General features: G+C 43.9%; 15 protein-coding genes and 1 pseudogene. 3 read left to right on the top strand and 13 right to left on the bottom strand.

Features of this window, described 5'->3' with window-relative positions:
• Positions 1 to 139: 139 nt before the first annotated feature.
• Positions 140 to 1,039, top strand: a complete 900-nt coding sequence (locus tag M1D71_RS14665) for a LysR family transcriptional regulator (protein ID WP_458127073.1) — start codon at positions 140 to 142, stop codon at positions 1,037 to 1,039.
• Positions 1,040 to 1,155: 116 nt separating this feature from the next.
• Here M1D71_RS14665 and M1D71_RS14660 read toward each other — a convergent pair whose 3' ends face one another.
• Entirely contained in the window at positions 1,156 to 1,653 is a 498-nt protein-coding gene (locus M1D71_RS14660) for a DinB family protein (protein WP_458127072.1), read from the bottom strand.
• 268 nt (positions 1,654 to 1,921) lie between these two features.
• Between M1D71_RS14660 and M1D71_RS14655 the strand changes: the two genes are divergently transcribed.
• Positions 1,922 to 2,539, top strand: a complete 618-nt coding sequence (locus M1D71_RS14655) for a stalk domain-containing protein (protein WP_458127071.1) — start codon at positions 1,922 to 1,924, stop codon at positions 2,537 to 2,539.
• Positions 2,540 to 2,944: 405 nt separating this feature from the next.
• Here M1D71_RS14655 and M1D71_RS14650 read toward each other — a convergent pair whose 3' ends face one another.
• Together M1D71_RS14650 and M1D71_RS14645 are read right to left on the bottom strand one after the other, a co-directional pair.
• Positions 2,945 to 3,667, bottom strand: coding sequence for a CPBP family intramembrane glutamic endopeptidase (locus M1D71_RS14650; protein ID WP_458127070.1), 723 nt, complete (start codon positions 3,665 to 3,667; stop codon positions 2,945 to 2,947).
• A complete protein-coding gene (locus M1D71_RS14645) occupies positions 3,657 to 4,217 on the bottom strand; it encodes a PadR family transcriptional regulator (protein WP_458127069.1) in 561 nt (186 codons plus the stop codon). The genes M1D71_RS14650 and M1D71_RS14645 overlap by 11 nt, the downstream gene beginning before the upstream one ends.
• Before the next feature lie 253 nt (positions 4,218 to 4,470).
• Between M1D71_RS14645 and M1D71_RS14640 the strand changes: the two genes are divergently transcribed.
• The gene (locus tag M1D71_RS14640) at positions 4,471 to 4,833 is read left to right on the top strand and encodes an FAD-dependent monooxygenase (RefSeq protein WP_458127068.1); all 363 of its coding nucleotides are present in this window, start codon (positions 4,471 to 4,473) and stop codon (positions 4,831 to 4,833) included.
• Positions 4,834 to 4,963: 130 nt separating this feature from the next.
• On the opposite strand, the gene M1D71_RS14635 is transcribed toward M1D71_RS14640, so the two are convergent.
• From M1D71_RS14635 to M1D71_RS14590, 10 genes and pseudogenes are all read right to left on the bottom strand, one after another.
• Positions 4,964 to 5,209, bottom strand: coding sequence for a MerR family DNA-binding transcriptional regulator (locus M1D71_RS14635; RefSeq protein ID WP_458127067.1), 246 nt, complete (start codon positions 5,207 to 5,209; stop codon positions 4,964 to 4,966).
• Positions 5,210 to 5,455: 246 nt separating this feature from the next.
• On the bottom strand, positions 5,456 to 6,364 hold the full coding sequence (locus M1D71_RS14630; protein ID WP_458127066.1) for a stalk domain-containing protein: 909 nt from the start codon (positions 6,362 to 6,364) through the stop codon (positions 5,456 to 5,458).
• A gap of 126 nt (positions 6,365 to 6,490) precedes the next feature.
• Positions 6,491 to 6,748 (bottom strand): hypothetical protein, encoded by a 258-nt coding sequence (locus tag M1D71_RS14625; protein WP_458127386.1) that lies wholly within the window; start codon positions 6,746 to 6,748, stop codon positions 6,491 to 6,493.
• A gap of 3 nt (positions 6,749 to 6,751) precedes the next feature.
• Positions 6,752 to 6,856: pseudogene (locus M1D71_RS14620) on the bottom strand (CPBP family intramembrane glutamate endopeptidase); the annotation flags it as partial.
• A 747-nt stretch (positions 6,857 to 7,603) separates the two neighbouring features.
• Positions 7,604 to 8,566: a glycosyl hydrolase gene (locus tag M1D71_RS14615; protein ID WP_458127065.1), complete on the bottom strand. Its 963-nt coding sequence runs from the start codon at positions 8,564 to 8,566 to the stop codon at positions 7,604 to 7,606.
• A 36-nt stretch (positions 8,567 to 8,602) separates the two neighbouring features.
• The gene (locus M1D71_RS14610) at positions 8,603 to 10,282 is read right to left on the bottom strand and encodes an ABC transporter substrate-binding protein (protein ID WP_458127064.1); all 1,680 of its coding nucleotides are present in this window, start codon (positions 10,280 to 10,282) and stop codon (positions 8,603 to 8,605) included.
• Between the two features lie 65 nt (positions 10,283 to 10,347).
• Positions 10,348 to 11,286, bottom strand: a complete 939-nt coding sequence (locus tag M1D71_RS14605) for a carbohydrate ABC transporter permease (RefSeq protein WP_458127063.1) — start codon at positions 11,284 to 11,286, stop codon at positions 10,348 to 10,350.
• Positions 11,287 to 11,301: 15 nt separating this feature from the next.
• Positions 11,302 to 12,261: an ABC transporter permease gene (locus M1D71_RS14600; RefSeq protein WP_458127062.1), complete on the bottom strand. Its 960-nt coding sequence runs from the start codon at positions 12,259 to 12,261 to the stop codon at positions 11,302 to 11,304.
• Between the two features lie 223 nt (positions 12,262 to 12,484).
• The gene (locus M1D71_RS14595; RefSeq protein WP_458127061.1) at positions 12,485 to 14,647 is read right to left on the bottom strand and encodes an alpha-galactosidase; all 2,163 of its coding nucleotides are present in this window, start codon (positions 14,645 to 14,647) and stop codon (positions 12,485 to 12,487) included.
• A 66-nt stretch (positions 14,648 to 14,713) separates the two neighbouring features.
• Positions 14,714 to 16,276, bottom strand: a complete 1,563-nt coding sequence (locus M1D71_RS14590; RefSeq protein WP_458127060.1) for a glycosyl hydrolase — start codon at positions 16,274 to 16,276, stop codon at positions 14,714 to 14,716.
• Positions 16,277 to 16,307 lie beyond the last annotated feature (31 nt).

Here is a 16,307-nt window from a genome sequence, read left to right as displayed (position 1 = left end):
ATTTAAGATCTACTATCTATCCTAAAGGAGTTGTTGGAGATTCATATTATGTTAAAGTTAAAGTTGTTTTAAATGATATTAATCAATTGTATGATATGATAGATATTATCTATGTTGAGGGTATAAGGAGTGTATATACATGAATTTGCAACAGTTGAAAGTGTTCGTGCATGTCGTTAACTTGAAAAAACTGTATTTGGTTGCAGAGAAGCTAAATATTACACAACCTACGGTGACATTTCATCTAAACAAGCTACAAGAGGACGCTGGGATGGCGTTGTTTCATACCAAAACCTATCATGTCATTAAACTGACTGAAGCCGGCAAATCCTTGTACCACTACGCCAAGCAAATTGTGGCTTTGGATGACGAAATGCGCCGAACGCTGGAGAATCACAAAGGGACAGCGGCCGAACACTTAAGAATTGGAAGCACACATACGCCTGCTACCTATATCCTCCCTGATTTGTTGTCAGTATTCAGACAAGAGCATGATATTTATTTAAGCCTCGACGTTAAACCAGCTGCTCAAATCGTAGAGAAAATAAAACTTTATGACCTGGATGTCGGTGTCATTTCACATACGGAACCGGATGATCCCGACTTGATTTATGAACCCTTGATGAAAGATGACCTCGTCATCATCTTCCACCCGGAACACGTTCTTGCTGCCAAATCCAAGGTTGAACCGCACGACTTGCAAAGTCTGCCACTGATTGCCCACGAAGAAGGTTCAAGCAGCCGGACAATCATTAACGAATGGGCTATCGAAAATGGTGTTCGGTTTACAGAAATTATGCAAGTTTCGGGATCGGAAGCATTGAAATCAATGATTCGCCAAAATATGGGGATCGGAATGGTTTCACAAGCTTCCATTATTCAAGAACTTGCCAAAGGGGAAATCATGTCTTGTGCCCTTCCGAATTGGAGTCCGATCAGAACGATTTATGCGGTGAGGCATCGTAACAAACTACTTACGCCTTGGCTTCGTCTCTTCTGGAACATGCTCATTGACCGTTTTTCCTCGGAGATTAAATAATATGAGCGGGGGAGTAAATCATCTGCTATGCCCTGTGAAAACGTTCATCAATAGAAAACAGTCGCAGAATACCGACGGTCATGTCGGTATCCTGCGACTGTTTGGTGAGTCTTAGTTCATTTGTATTCCTCGTCTGCCGAGGGTCCATAGAGGCCCGGCACCGGAATATCGAGAAGCCGCAAATAAACCCCGAGCTGCGCCCGGTGGTGGATCATGTGGCTTAATCCGAAGCTGCGAAACGCGATCGCGCGCGGTTGACACAGGATGATATGATCGCCGTTCCGCAAGGTCCAGTGCTCGCCGAGCGTTTTCTCGTCGCATTCGGCTAACAGCTTATCAAGCTTGACGACGTTCGCGTCGAATTCTTCCAGCACATCTTCGCGTCTCTTCAAAGCTTCCCGCCGAAGCGGTACCGTCGAAAGATCGAATTCCGGGTAAAGAAAAATTGCGACTTGCCAGTTCAGCAGGTTAATCAGGTGCGTGGCCAGCCCGCCCAACGTCATCGATTTCACGTGTGGCTTCCACGTCAAATACTCCTCGGGCAAGCGCTCTAGAATGCGGCGAGTATTGGCCAGTTCTTGCATGGCGTCTCCGACGATCAGTTGTTTCACCAAGTTTCCCTCTCCTCACTTGTATAACTGTACTCTATTCAATACTAGCATATATTGTAAGTTTTCTCTTTAACATTCTAATCGAACAAATCACAGATTAGTTATGCCCACCAGCTCCATACATCGTGAAAGATAATTTTTCGTCTTTATTCGACAAACTCCCGCGTACTGAGAGCAATTTTTCTTTGTAATTAGGGAAAAAGTCTCTTTTACTCGTATGGATGTTTCTCCAAAATATAATAGTATATTAAATATTATGAGGAGGATACATATGAAGAAACGATGGAAAGTGAGCCTGGTCCTTGCAGCTGGACTGCTCATTCCTACAACTGTCTGGGCAGCAGGGAAACAGATTACTGCCCAGTTTTCTCCGCAAATTATGATGCTCTTGGAGGGCCGAGTTATCGGGACGCCATCAGATGCGCCAATCTCCTATAATGGAAAAACGTATGTACCACTCCGCCTGGTCGGTGAGTCACTTGGTTATGAAGTCAAGTGGAATGGAGCAAACCAAACGATCTCCATTACAAATCCGGAAAAAGATTTTCCTCTTGTTAAAAATGATGCAGTAGAAATTCTGACATCAGAGGGAAAACATAACTTTGTCACTTCCATGGATAGCAAATCCTTCCTTGGCGGCATAAATCTGGACTTCACCTACACTCTGACCAAAGACGTATCACGACCGCCGGTTATAGTGATGGAAACACTCAATAAAGACCATACGGTTCTTGCAAGTGAAACGAAACTGCTTCAAACCAAAGCCGGCACATATAAGGATTTCATCATCGGGGATAAAAACCGTCTTCCATATAGCGTTAAAATGAAACGTGAAGACGTTATCAAGCAAATGAGCGAAGACTACTATTACCGTATCAAGATTAAATAATAGAACGATGCATAATCATACGGATACCGGCTTTGGCTATTGCACCCTAGAAACCTAATAGTCCACAAACAGAACTTTTACAACAGTAAGCAACCGAGTAACTAATCGGCTGTTTACTGTTGATCCTACCCAGATGAAATTTACTTTATTTCATATAGAACGGGTTGTTACGGTGAGTAACCCAATAGCTATCCTCATCATATCGGTCTCACGTCTTTTGGCTGGGGTCATCAGCGAAGCGCCGGGGATTATTGAGAACGCCCATTTCTGGCCACTTTTGCAGCGCATGAGCATTACATCTTGGGCAATATCTTCAGCGACACCAATATCACGCCCCATTCTAATCAAACGGAAAACGGCCTCCTCCATCTTTCGAACGAAAATGGTCATTATGCCTTTGAGTAGTTATTTCATAAACAAGGCACTGAATATAACGACATCCTGCAAGAAATGAATCGTCAGCGCCCAGAAGAATCCTTTCGTCTCTAACATCGATTTGGCTAAGAACCATCCGATAAAAGCAGCCATCAATACACCCGGTATCCCGCCTGGATTTCCAAAATAATGAACGACACCAAAGATCGCCGCTGCTAAGCCTTGCGCTACATACGGGGAGAATCCATATCTGCTAACAACGGCAACAAACGAAAACCGAAAGATGACTTCTTCTGAAAAAGCATTCATAAGCGCAAAAACAAGGATGAGTATAACTCCAGGATATAACTCTAGGCTCACGCTTCCTCCATAAACCACTTGGAAGTAGATGACGACAGCTGTAACCAACGTAATCACAACCGCAAAGTTTACACCTATGTTTTTCCACGTCTCCGTTTCTTTTGGTTTAATGCCAATCCACGCTTCAGGCCGAATCTTCCCATCTCGCTTTTTAAGGTTTAAATAAGCAAGTCCATCTTTACCTGCCATCCCATATACAATGCCAATTACAATAACAGCCAATAACAATACCGTGATTTGATAACTAATCTCTAGATTATACACATTGCTCTGGAATATCTTTAGTCCGAGGGGCGGACTGCTTCTAATCCATAGCAGGAGTGGGGCACAAGCGACCACTACGATCGTGATTAACAGAATGGGAACGATGTTGAACCGTCGTTTATGACTCATTTTCATGCCCGCCGTTTGGGTGATTTAATGTTATCAACGCATGTTGACACCATTCGATGGTCATTCGAAGATATCGCTCACCATAGTCTAGGGTCAACAACCAGAGCTGTACCTGTTTGCTTTCCCTATCCGAAACACTGTCTTTAATTCCTGCAAGCATTGTCATTAACTGCTTACTCACTACTAATTCTTCTTCGAGAAAAGTAACTAATTGAGGGATATGGCGTTCATCGGAGATAAAGACTTTCATAAGCAATTCGTTCCTCATCACAGATTCCTCAGGCGGTACCGTTAACCATGAATCAAGTTGGTCACATCCCTGTTCCGTGATGCCATAGACGATTTTACGTCTTCCCGTCTCTGCTTCTTCCACAACCGACACAGAGCCATCTAGCTCCAGTTGTTTGATGCTCTTATGAATATGTCCATAGGATTCGTTCCAGAATAGGCCGATACTTTCCTTCGAAAACTTAACAAGTTCATAAGCGCTCATGGGCTTAATACGAAGTAAACCGAGTATGGCAAAATGGGTAGTATTCATTCTTTTCATACGCCTCTCCTCGCATCCAATGTATCTTTAAGATATATAATTAGCATAATACTCCAATACCCTAAAGATTACAATCCATTGCAGAAAATAATATCCCGCTCTGAATGATTCACAGCACATTAAAAAATGTGGAGCCCTCGTTTGCCGTCAACAAGTGTAAGATAATATTTAAACTTGAATCCACTCTGAAGTAGCAAATCATGCTCCAGCTTTTTCATGTAAAGGGGTTTGAGCCGGTCACGGTTCAGGAATTATGTCACAGACAATCCTGATCATAGGTGGCGGAATTGCAGTCCCATGCGCCGCGATCACCTTGCAGCAAATAGGGATGAAGGTAAAAGTATACGAAAGAAATACCGCACCACCTGTTGCTGGCGCGGGTATCATTATCGCCCCGAATGCTTTGCAGGCGCTAAAGCCATACCGTATTTCCGACGAGATCATCCGCCAAGGTAATACAAGCGACGGCTTCCATATATTATCGGATCGAGGCCGATGCCTTCGCATACATGGCAATTATCGTGGAGCATTCTCAGATTACGATGCCAGACGCAGAGAGAGAATCGAACAAATATCAAATCAATCCTGGAAGATCAGAAAAATGGCGCAATCGTAAAGTTTCCCATTCATTAGTGTCAGAAATCGACTACTGAAGCATGCCCCTAAAAGGATTTATCGTAACCAAGCACAGCGCTTGTTCTCATCCAACACCTTACAGATAAAACCGCTTAGCGTTCGTAGCCGTTCTATCTCGGCTTCCATCTTGGAAACAGACTGTATAAGCAAACGCTGCATGTCGTCGGCGTCCCTTCATCTTTCCAATTCCGGATGGCTTGGACGGACAACCCCACCTTTCGGAGGAGCAAAATATGTGCAAGCTGCTGATACATCTCATCCAAGCTATACATCCGATATTGATTCTCATCGATGTAGGATGGGAGCAATATTCCTTTTTCTTCGAAATAACGAATTTGATGGACGGATACGCCCATCAGTTTCGCTAACTCGCTAATGGTGATTTCTTTTCATCTGCTTTCCCCCAGTCACCTTGAATTCCAATTAAGCATGTACCTTAGGGCAGACCTAAGATCAAGTCTTCAGAGTAAAAAACAAAATAGAACTAGTAAGTCCACGTTGAGTTGTACTCTTGTCCTTGATAAAGAATAAGTAACTTATCAATAAATCAAAAAAGCCGCTATAATAGCGACTCTCATTGGTCTATTATTCTTCTTCATAAACTACGACGGTTTTACTTTCTTCTTCCCATTGGACGTTTGATCCAATGCCTCACTTATAAAACGTACGGGTACATAAGTAATGCCTTTTGTAATGGTGGCTGGCGCATCCAAAGAGACGTCTTTGCCATTAACTTTTGCAGTCTTACTGTCAACTACAAGTTTAATACTCACCCCATCCTTCTCGACAGTGATAGATCGTTCTTCGGGATTCCATGCCACTTCGGCTTTCAAAGACTCAGCTATGGCGCGAAAAGGAACAAACGTGTTGCCTTTTTTGACAAAAGGTTCGGAGTCAGAAGCTTCCCCGTTCACATACAGCTTCACCCCATTCTTTTTCCCCGCCTTTTTATTGAGCTTTCCCATTGTTTTGTACAGGTCCAGGTTTTTAAAATTGGCTTTGATGGCTTCTTCCTGCAAATACATCGCGTCAGTCACACTACCGTTTTTTTCGAGCATTTCTGCTGCAGTTTCCAACGCCTTGTCCTTTTCAAGGATGGCTTCAAGTTCTTTGATTTGTTCGTCTGTCAGCTCAGTCGCATATTTTGTAAGCAAAATATCGGCTAGTACAGCACCTGCCGGTTTATCTTCCACATGTTGAATGGCATTTAGCAAACCATTGTATCCTTTAGAGCCTTTTTTCTTGGAATCGGTTGTATTGTTGGTTGTATTATCTGTCTCTGAAGTTGAGGAACCCTTAACTTTGTCATCTTCCGTGCTGACCGCTTCAGAAGACTCGACTTCTTCGGTCTTTTTCTCCTCAATTGGAGTTTCTTTTTCTTTGGGTACTTTTGACGATACCTCTTTACCCGATTGTCCGGGTGGGTTGTTTCCCGGTTTGGCTGAGGTTGTGCCTGCGGCGGTGGCAAGCATTAGCGCCAGACTGGTTAGCAAGATGACTGTTTTTTTCATTGACGATTCCTCCTGAAGTAAAAAATATATGCTCTTTCTTTATCGGAAGAACGGATATATTCTGATAGAGATTTTGCGATAGATTTTCAATGATTTAAGATGCATGATCCCGACGATACAAAAGCTTTAGATCGTGTTCTTTGGCTGATTGTGATTGCGAATAGCGCCATACAGCATGGGAATAGTAATCAGAAGGCTGATGATAACTGGAACTACAGACCCTTCAAGTCCAAAGTCACCTCCAGTGAGAAGTGAAGGACCGGTCACTTTCACAATAAACAGACCGTCTGAACTGTGTCCAGAAACAGGGATCCCAAGCAAACCTTCAAGTGCATTCCAGGAAAAATGTAGTCCCATGGCAAACCACAGGTTTCGTCGCCACATAAATGCGGCTCCAAGCAGAACACCTGCTTCTAAAGTTATGGCGAATGCGCTCCATAATGTTGCTCCTGTATTCCCAAGATGGGCTATTCCAAAGAATAGAGAAGTCACAGCGAGTGCGGTCCATTTTTCCCAGCAATTTATGTATGGCTTGAAACATTAGTCCACGAAAGATAAGTTCCTCGACAATGGCTGCGCCTAAAGCAGCTTCAATTGAAGCGATTAGAACAGTAACCGTATCCGCTTCATTCACCCATTGAAAGGAGTAACCTCCCAAGGAAACTATAATAATAGTGGATAAGGCAATAAACATAGCCCCGGTTAGTGCTCCCATAACAGCTTCAACCCCTGCGCCCTTTCTGGATAACTCAGGAATGGACCGACGGGCCAAATATTTCATGGTGAGTATATAGACCATGATGGCGAGAAAGCCCAACGTTAGTGTCAACAGCAGAGAAAGCACGTCCGGTGCTTGCTCTGCTAGCGGTCGGATGGACGCATCCACAAGAATTATGCCGATAGCCCCCGCAATCATCCAGATGATTGGAAAGCGCCAAAACACACTCCATTTGCTTATTTTCTCACCCATCTGTGAATGTTCTTTGTGTGCAGATCTTTTCTTCATGTCTTGAGTCAGCTCCTCTATAATTTGATGATAGTTATGAGTATGGGCTGAAAAAGTCATAAAGTGACAGTGTACTTTTGTCATGATAAAGTCATGTGACTATACCCCTAAGAAGCCTAATCATATACAGATAAAAATGCCCCCATCATTCTCATAAATGATGGGGGCATTCTCTTATCCTAAACTACTAAACCGCTAAATCAGCAGTTTCTATGGAAACTTCCCTAATGGTATTAATATAGCTTCGGTAGCTTATCCAATGTTATGGCATAGTCACAGTGATATGCGCTGCGCAGCTCCTCTTTTGTCGTAAACTTCTCCGTTTTACCAAAATCCTGAGACCATGTCATAAACCACAGCCACGGGATGCGCGAGGTGGACAAGCTTCTGACACTCGGAATCGGACCAATTTCCCCGATAGCAGCAAGTTTTGGAACTCTTGTTACACTAACTAGTTCTTCATATTCCTTACGTAAATCAGTATGTTGGTGAGCCGGAGGATACATATCTCTGGAAATAATGTCAACCACGTCATCCCCAACATAACCTTCGACTAACGGTGAGTTCCATACCCATATTAAATTCGTTAGATTATGATATTTCGTGTACCGCTCATACATGATACGATATAACTCTTTCGCAATGGCCGGACCTTGGCTACCCCACCAGAACCAGGTTCCTTCCGCTTCATGAAATGGTCTCCACAAGATCGGAATGCGTTTGTCGCAAAACTCGCGGAGGATTTCAGCCATATGATCCATATCGGACAGCAGAGCTTGGTATTCTTTTGTCCCTTCTGTAATCGCTTTACTCACGTTAAAGTCTGTATGCTCCGTGTAGAAGCTTTTATCCCGTCCGCCAAGCGGTGAAAACCAATGCCATGTAAATGTAAGCAATCCTCTGCATTTCTGCGTCCACTCCCAAGCTTTTTGCAGCGTGTCCTGATTTTCAGTAACTTCCAGCAAACACTCTTCGCCACTATCTTCATAATTAATGTTTGGAGAATACCCCAGAAGCTCGAATCCGCATAGTGCTGGCCACTTCCCTGTTACTTGATGAATGTAGTTCAATTCTTCTTGCGCCATGGTTTGTGTGTGCTGTCCCGTAATGATGCCATTCCCTTGAATCTCGTGGAAATAGTTGAGAACAGAACGTACTTCTTCCGATGCATTAGGATTGCAAGGTATCGATTTCATCTTATCCTGCCTTTCTGTTTATTCTCAATTGAACGGTTATTGACCACTCCACAGTTTAACGCGGTCTTTCACATATTGACCAAAAGCCTCTTCCATTTCTTCCACTCCAGCCTTTTCCAATTCAGCCATGTACTCATCCCAGACTTTATCGAAATTTTCCGGTTTGGCCATTACCGCTTCAGGAATCCGTTTCCATGTAATGTCCTTCATTTTGGCCATTAATATTGTCGCCTGGCTATCGCTTGGCAAAGCAATATTGTAAACCGCCCCGGCTTTTCTTTCAGGAAACTCTTCTTCTTGCGGGAAAAGATCTCTCCAGTGCTCGACTTTATAAGCGGCCAAAGCATCTTTTTCGGGTGCACTGTAGGTAGCCGTTAAAAGGTCACTGTTCGTTTTCGTATAATAATTGCCTGTTGAGTCCTTAATTCCGTCACCATAATGAACAGATAGGTTCCAATACAGGCCGAGACCCGATTCCTTCATGTAAGCACTACCTTCGTTGTCCATCTTTTCTTGAACATCCTTCGGTACGGTTCTTTTTCCATTCTCTACAACGTAATCTTGTCCTTCGATCCCCCAGTTCATCAGAATCTGTCCTTCTTCCGAAGCCAGGTAATCTAAAAATTTGATTGCAGCTACGGGATCTTTGCACTCGCTGGAAATTGCGATCCCATATCCTCCGTCAAACCCAGCGGACCAGAAATTTGTATCCTTATACTTTTCAGACAACGTTACTGGATAATGGCCATAAGTCTGGTCAAATTTCCTTGCTGCTTTCAATGCCTGTTGAGCATCACCATAGTCCCATGCAGGGTCGATCAGGCCAAGCACACGCCCAGATGAAACCTTGGATTTGAATTGATCCGTCTTTTGGACAAAGCTTTCCTTATCCAATAAACCTATATCGTTCATATGGTTCAACCAGCGGAAATATTCCCTTTCCTCTGTACGGCGGAAATGATAGGTTACATCAAATGTTTCTTGGTCCACATAGTATTCTCCATCATCAGGTGCACCTGTCGTAAAGAATCCCATGTTTGTCACCTGATACATATGCCAGTCATCCGCATTAATGGTTAGTCCGACATTTTTGTTACCGTTTTCATCTGTTGGGTGTTTAGCCAAATAGTCTGTAAGGACCCTTTCATAGTCCTTTACCGTACGAATTTCAGGATAACCAGCTTCTTTTACAACACGATGCTGAAGTTGGAAGCCGCCGTCGGCTTTGAATTTACGTTCATCGATAGCAGACCAAGTCGGAATGGCATAAATGGCTTGATCCTCCAAACTATATTTAGTACGAACAATCTTATCGCCAAGCATCTTTTTAATATTTGGGGCATGTTCTTCAATCAGGTCCGTCAAGTCAAGAACTGCACCTACATCCACTAGCTTGCCAAGATCTGCCTTAGCTGCTATGAGATCGGGAACTTCACCGGTGGCAGCCATGATGGATACCTTTTGCACAGGGTCCCCTACTGCGAATTCAGCATCCAAAACAACGCCTGTTTTCTCTGTGATGACTTTTCCTATACGGTCATTCATATTGTTCCAGTTAGGACTTCCATCCTCTGAAAAATAAGTAAGCGTGATAGGATTTGAGCCATCTTTACTTGCAGATTCCCCGCCACTACTTCCACTGCAGGCTGCGAGCTGACTGAGCAACAGACCAGCTGAAAGTAGTGTTACTGCTGTTTTTCGGGTTCGCTTTTTCATAAAACAAACACTCCCCATGATTCAGATAATTTAGGATACAAAGTCATTTACGGTTAAGTGTCTCATCAGCTTTTGACAGCACCCAGTGTCATCCCTTTAACAAAGTACTTCTGCAAGAATGGGTACACAATGAGAATAGGCACAGTTGCGATGATGGTAATCGCCATTTTTACAGCGTCAGGAGACACTTGTGACATCAATTGCGACATGTTTTCCCCACGTATATTGTTAGAGTTTGTGGTGGTACTCTGAAGCACTTTCATAAGCTCATACTGCAAGGTCGTCAGGGAGTCATTCGAACCATTATAAAGGTACGTATCAAACCAAGAATTCCATTGCCCGACAGCAAGGAACAAGGCTACGGTTGCAAGCGCAGGCTTGGTGAGCGGTAGTATGACACGCCAGTAAATGGTGAAATCATTTGCCCCATCGAGCTTGGCCGATTCTTGCAGAGCATAAGGAATTCCATCAATGAACGAACGTATGATGAATATATTGAAGGCGCTTACGAGTCCTGGCAAAATATAAACTGCGAACGTATTGATCAGATCCAGATTCTTTATCAAGATAAAACCAGGAATCAAACCGCCTGACACATACATTGTGATCGCCAGAAATACGGAAACAAACCGCCTTCCCTGAAATTCTCTACGAGCAAGTGTATAAGCAACCATTGAACCGCTTACAAGACCTGCCAGTGTTCCTATAACAGTTCGAAGCACCGATATTTTGAATCCCGTGATCAGCCCCTCATAACTAAAGATGAGCTTATAATTTTCAAGAGTGAATTGTCTAGGGAAAATTGATATACCGCCTCGAACAGTATCTACGGAATCGTTGAATGAAATGGCGAGCACATTCAAAAATGGATATAGCGTCGCTATAGTAACGATTCCAATGAAAACATAAACAAAGGTGTCAAATATCAAGTCTTGGGGAGATTTTGCACCGATCTTCGGTCGTTTGGGTGTGACGGAAGAAGTTGTCGGCTCGGATGCTTCCATGTCTGTTCCTCCTCTTTACATAATGCTTTCGTTAGCGAATTTTTTAAAGAGTCCATTCACGACGAACAGCAAAATCACGCTGATGACCGAATTGAAGATACTAATAGCGGTACCGAAAGAATATCTCCCCATTGATAAACCGTAGTTCAATGCGTATAGATCCAACACTTCGGAATAATCGCTAACCATGTGATTGCCGAGCAAGAATTGCTTTTCAAATCCAATACCTACGAGGTGGCCAATCGACATAATAAACAGTACGATGATTGTCGGCCTGATGCCAGGGAGTGTAATATGCCATATTTGTCTCAAGCGACTGGCACCGTCGACCCTTGCTGCCTCATACAGTTCAGGTCCAATCCCCGAAATGGCCGCCAAATAGATAATGGCGTTCCAACCTGTCTCCTTCCAAACATCGGCTCCGGTCACTATTCCCCAGAACAGTTGACCCTTGGCCATAAATTGTATCGGTTGGTCAATCAAATTCAGCCCCATAAGCAAGTCGTTTATCGCGCCTCCGTCGGTTGACAGCATTTTGATGACAATCCCCGCGGCCACGACCCAAGACACGAAGTGAGGCAGGTAAGAAACAGTCTGCACGAAACGCTTCATAAACTGAACCCGTACCTCGTTTAGAACCACTGCGAACAATACAGGAAACACGAACCCAGCCACAAGCCCCATAAGGCTCATTGCCAGCGTATTTCTTAGCACCAAATAGAAATGCTCATCCTGAAACAGTGCTTGGAAATGGTCAAATCCAACCCATTTTTGATCGAAAAACCCTTTGCCTGGTCTATAGTTTTGAAATGCCATCGTCCATCCCCACAGAGGCAAATACTGAAATACAAACACCCAGATCACAAACGGAAATGACATCATGTACAGATATTTCTGATTCTTAAAGACTTTCCACTTTTGTGAATTTTTGTGTTTGCGTGTGCGGAACCTTCTCTCTTCTGTTATCGCTTTCATTTCATCCCCCCCTTTCCTCTCCCATCATAAAACGATTATTATTTTGGCGACATATCGGAGATTTAGTAGAATTTCATTCGAAAATCTTTACTATTTTCAGAAAAATCAATTTTGTTTTCATAAGTTGGTATAATAAAAATCCCCTGCAGTAAAAATGCAGAGAATTTTTATAATTGAATCATTGAAAGTTAACGTTTAGAGAATACTTTTGGCTTCGCCATATTTATTGAGTAGCGCTTAACTTGAACCATACACTGGTATAATCTCCTGTAAGAGGAGGGATAATCAGGCCTGCTTGCATTAAACGATCCCCACCAAAAGTTCCCGTGTGTCCACTCTCTCCACTCACCTCATAAGTTAACGAATGATCCAATCCTTTGAGCTGAAGTACATCAGCAGCAGGATTGGGCTTGGCTAAAACTCGAAAGTAAAATACGATAGCTTCGGATCGATTGTCCGAAACGAACATCCAAGCAGTTTCATTACCTTGAAAAGGGCTCCGAAGTCTAAACAAATCACCTTTTTGGATGAGAGATCGATGTTCTTTGTACATGGCAACCTGTTTTTTTACCTGGTTTTTTTCGGCATCGGTGAATTTGGTCAGATCAAGTTCATAGCCAAAGTTCCCCGACATCGCAACGTCTCCTCTGAATTTAAGCGAGGTTTCGCGGTGGACTTGATGGTTCGGCACGGCAGAGATATGAGCTCCGATGGTACTGACGGGATAAACCAAACTGGTCCCATATTGTATTTTTAAGCGTTCCACGGCATCCGTGTTGTCACTTGTCCAAGTCTGCGGCATATAGTAGAGCATTCCGGGATCAAACCGACCTCCGCCGCTGGAACAACTTTCGAATAAAATTTCCGGAAATGCAGTAGTCAGTTTATTTAAAAGTTCATAGAGTCCAAGCACGTAACGATGTGCAACCTCCTGTTGATTCTCCGGTAAAGCCGTTGCGGAACCAATTTCGGTCAACGCGCGGTTCATGTCCCATTTTACGTAAGAAACAGGTACGTTGGTAAAGATTTCAGCCAGTGCATCATATAAATAATCACGGACTTCCGGCCGTGAAAGGTCCAATACCAATTGCCAGCGGGCTTCCGTCCGGCGACGGCCTTCAACGTGTAGGCACCAGTCGGGGTGCTTCCGGTACAGATCACTGTCGGGTGAAATCATTTCAGGTTCAAACCACAATCCGAATTGCAAGCCTTGGCGTTCAATCCGTTCCGCCAAATCACGCAAACCGTTAGGAAGCTTTCGACGATCTTCAACCCAATCCCCGAGGGAACTGTTGTCGCTGTCACGTTTGCCAAACCAGCCGTCATCAAGCACCAACAGTTCAATCCCCAGTTGAGAGCCTACCTCGGCAATCGCTTCAATCTTTTCTGCAGTGAAATTAAAATAAGTTGCCTCCCAATTATTCACAAGAATTGGTCGCTCCTTGTCCCTATGCACACCGCGGCATAAACGATTTCGGTAAAGTCGATGATAGATTCGGGACATGCCTCCGATCCCTCCATTTGAATATACCAATACAGCCTCAGGGGTTTGGAAGGATTCGCCGGGAGGAAGCATCCAACCAAAATCAAACGGATTCAATCCAATACCCAAACGAACGACTCCAAAAGCATCCACTTCAGCTTCAGCATGAAAATTACCACTATACACCAGATTTACTGCAAAGACCTCCCCGTGATCCTCATCGGCTCCCGGTCTAACGACAGCCGCAAAAGGATTGTGTTGATGACTGCTCATTCCTCGTCTGCTCCCAAGACTAGTACCTCCTGGTCCCAGGGGCCTGCGTTGAAGATGCGCCTCTCGTGCCCAATGACCCGCGAGGTATAACAATTCATAATTGCTCTTACCGTACAAATCCACATTGGCACTAAGCGCACGTAAAAGTTTGATCGTGCTTTCACCAGTGTTCTTAAAGTGAACTGACCTGGTAATAGCCCCATCCCTGAAGATGCAATATTTTAGAAGAACGGTCATTCCTGCATATGCATCCTCCAGTTCCAGCTCCAGGGTATCTGCTTCATGGTCCGTTTCCGTATACACATAAGGCAACCCTTCAAGTGCTGGTTTACCTGCCTTTGTTGAGTACCCTTTATAGCGAAGCTCTGTAATCCGGCTTCCATCTTCGAGTAGAACTTGATAGGCAGGCGACCTGAAGTCGCCTGTTCCGTATTGCGGATATTCATGAGGCATGGAGCCAGGCTCCATTTTTTCCAGACCTGGTACAAGTTTTTCCAGATTACCTTTCTCGGACAAACGTTGCCCCCAATATACCAATATTGGAAAGCCGTCTACGATTTGAATAACATAACTGGTTACATGGGATTGCAGATGAAAAATATGCTGTGACTCGTTAATATAAATTGCCATTACAGTATTCACTCCTTTTAAACTAGATTGTATCTGCTCAATAAAAAAATTGTATTCTATTTCGATTTAGGGACTGCCGTACAATCCTTCGGGAAGTTCATCTAGCGTGATTACGTTGTCATGATTGTATACCTTTTTCAAATATGCCTTTGTATTCGTTTTTCCGTCGCGCAGATAATCGCCTGTCCAGGTATTGAAAAAGCTCCAATGTGCACCGTAAGTCTGCAGCAGATCAGGATCTGGAATAGGCCCGTTTTCTGCAAGCGCTACAAGCTTTTTGTGCTTGCCCAGAATCAAGAGTTCATCAAACTTGGCAATGTTCGGGCTGTGATCACCCGCTGGATTGTAAACGTCGACACTCACGATGTCGACCATATCATCACCCGGGTACCACTCCTCCTTCACAGAGTTCCAAACCCAAATGAGATTGTTTAATTGATGGTGATGGGTCAAACGTTGGTACATTAGTCTATATAATTTTTTGGCAGGTTCAGGACCTTTGGCTCCCCACCAAAACCAGCCGCCCTCCGCTTCGTGCAGTGGTCTCCAAAGTACGGGAATGTTATGATCTTGTAATCGCTTCAACTGAACAGCGATGGCATCAATGTCTCGAATTAAAAGCTTGTAATCTTCCGATTCCGGATGATTCAGGGCATATTCTACATCGAATGTCGTGAACTCGGTATTAAAACCTCGCCACCATTCGCGGCCCGGTTCGTTGCCGCCTATTCCTTTCGGCGCATTCCAATGCCAGCTTAATGATACTATTCCTCCACGTTCGTACCATTCAATCATCTTCTCAACCTCGTTTGAGGTGCTTCCGTTTTCAACACGGGATGGAGAATAATCCATCAAATCACTGGAAACCAGCGCGGGGGATTTTCCTGTCTGCTTGTAGATCCACTTCGCATCCTCTATTGTTTGCTGCCCTGAAATTATCTTCTTTCCATACTGGCTGGTCATGAATTCCAAGAGTGCTTTCGTTTGCAGAGTTGCTTTAGAGTTACTTACGGTATTCCCCTCTATCTTCTGTCTGGATACGTAGGGATCTATCCGTTCGAACTTGATATACTCAATACCATAGTATCCCCACCCCCGTAAGATTTGGATGGAGTTGCTGCCGCGGTTCAGAAGTACTTTTGTCATCTTTTTTTCAGCTTGGACCTTCCCTTGGTTTGGAGCCTTGAGCGTCAATTCACCAGCACCTGAACCATTCACTAGTATAGAGGTCGTTTTATCTCCATTCCCTTCAGGAATGTAGTATCCCAAGCTCAACTCATACAGGCCATTTTCCGGTGCTTCAACCTTGAATGTAGCGCTTCCGTTCTCTGCTTTAGTTTCATGATCCTCTTCGAAAAAATAAGAAATGTAACCTTTACCATCATATGACTTGTCCACAGCTTTGGCAGTTGTCTTGTCCCGTTTCTCAATCCCGTATCCTTCAAGCTGAGCATCTTTAAATGTTACTATTAATGCTTGTGTTTGATCGGGAAAAGGTTTAGGATCAACAACAAATCCTGGTACCGTAATGGCTGCTTCCACCCTGGAATGAGTGAAACTCGACATGATAATACTCAAAAAGAAAATGGCCGATCCTAACATTAAATATGTGTTATTCGTTGCCCTCATTTTATTGCCTCCACTTCGTACAATGCATTCC

The organism is Paenibacillus sp. Z3-2 (assembly GCF_054161325.1).
Note: the sequence above shows the minus strand (reverse complement) of the source record. Positions and strands in the feature narration are given on the sequence as shown.

Coding starts and splice junctions, on each gene's coding strand:
- M1D71_RS14665 (WP_458127073.1), top strand. CDS start 140: ATGAATTTGCAACAGTTGAAAGTGTTCGTGCATGTCGTTAACTTGAAA.
- M1D71_RS14655 (WP_458127071.1), top strand. CDS start 1,922: ATGAAGAAACGATGGAAAGTGAGCCTGGTCCTTGCAGCTGGACTGCTC.
- M1D71_RS14650 (WP_458127070.1), bottom strand. CDS start 3,667: ATGAGTCATAAACGACGGTTCAACATCGTTCCCATTCTGTTAATCACG.
- M1D71_RS14645 (WP_458127069.1), bottom strand. CDS start 4,217: ATGAAAAGAATGAATACTACCCATTTTGCCATACTCGGTTTACTTCGT.
- M1D71_RS14640 (WP_458127068.1), top strand. CDS start 4,471: ATGTCACAGACAATCCTGATCATAGGTGGCGGAATTGCAGTCCCATGC.
- M1D71_RS14635 (WP_458127067.1), bottom strand. CDS start 5,209: ATGGGCGTATCCGTCCATCAAATTCGTTATTTCGAAGAAAAAGGAATA.
- M1D71_RS14630 (WP_458127066.1), bottom strand. CDS start 6,364: ATGAAAAAAACAGTCATCTTGCTAACCAGTCTGGCGCTAATGCTTGCC.
- M1D71_RS14625 (WP_458127386.1), bottom strand. CDS start 6,748: ATGTGGCGACGAAACCTGTGGTTTGCCATGGGACTACATTTTTCCTGG.
- M1D71_RS14615 (WP_458127065.1), bottom strand. CDS start 8,566: ATGAAATCGATACCTTGCAATCCTAATGCATCGGAAGAAGTACGTTCT.
- M1D71_RS14610 (WP_458127064.1), bottom strand. CDS start 10,282: ATGAAAAAGCGAACCCGAAAAACAGCAGTAACACTACTTTCAGCTGGT.
- M1D71_RS14605 (WP_458127063.1), bottom strand. CDS start 11,286: ATGGAAGCATCCGAGCCGACAACTTCTTCCGTCACACCCAAACGACCG.
- M1D71_RS14600 (WP_458127062.1), bottom strand. CDS start 12,261: ATGAAAGCGATAACAGAAGAGAGAAGGTTCCGCACACGCAAACACAAA.
- M1D71_RS14595 (WP_458127061.1), bottom strand. CDS start 14,647: ATGGCAATTTATATTAACGAGTCACAGCATATTTTTCATCTGCAATCC.
- M1D71_RS14590 (WP_458127060.1), bottom strand. CDS start 16,276: ATGAGGGCAACGAATAACACATATTTAATGTTAGGATCGGCCATTTTC.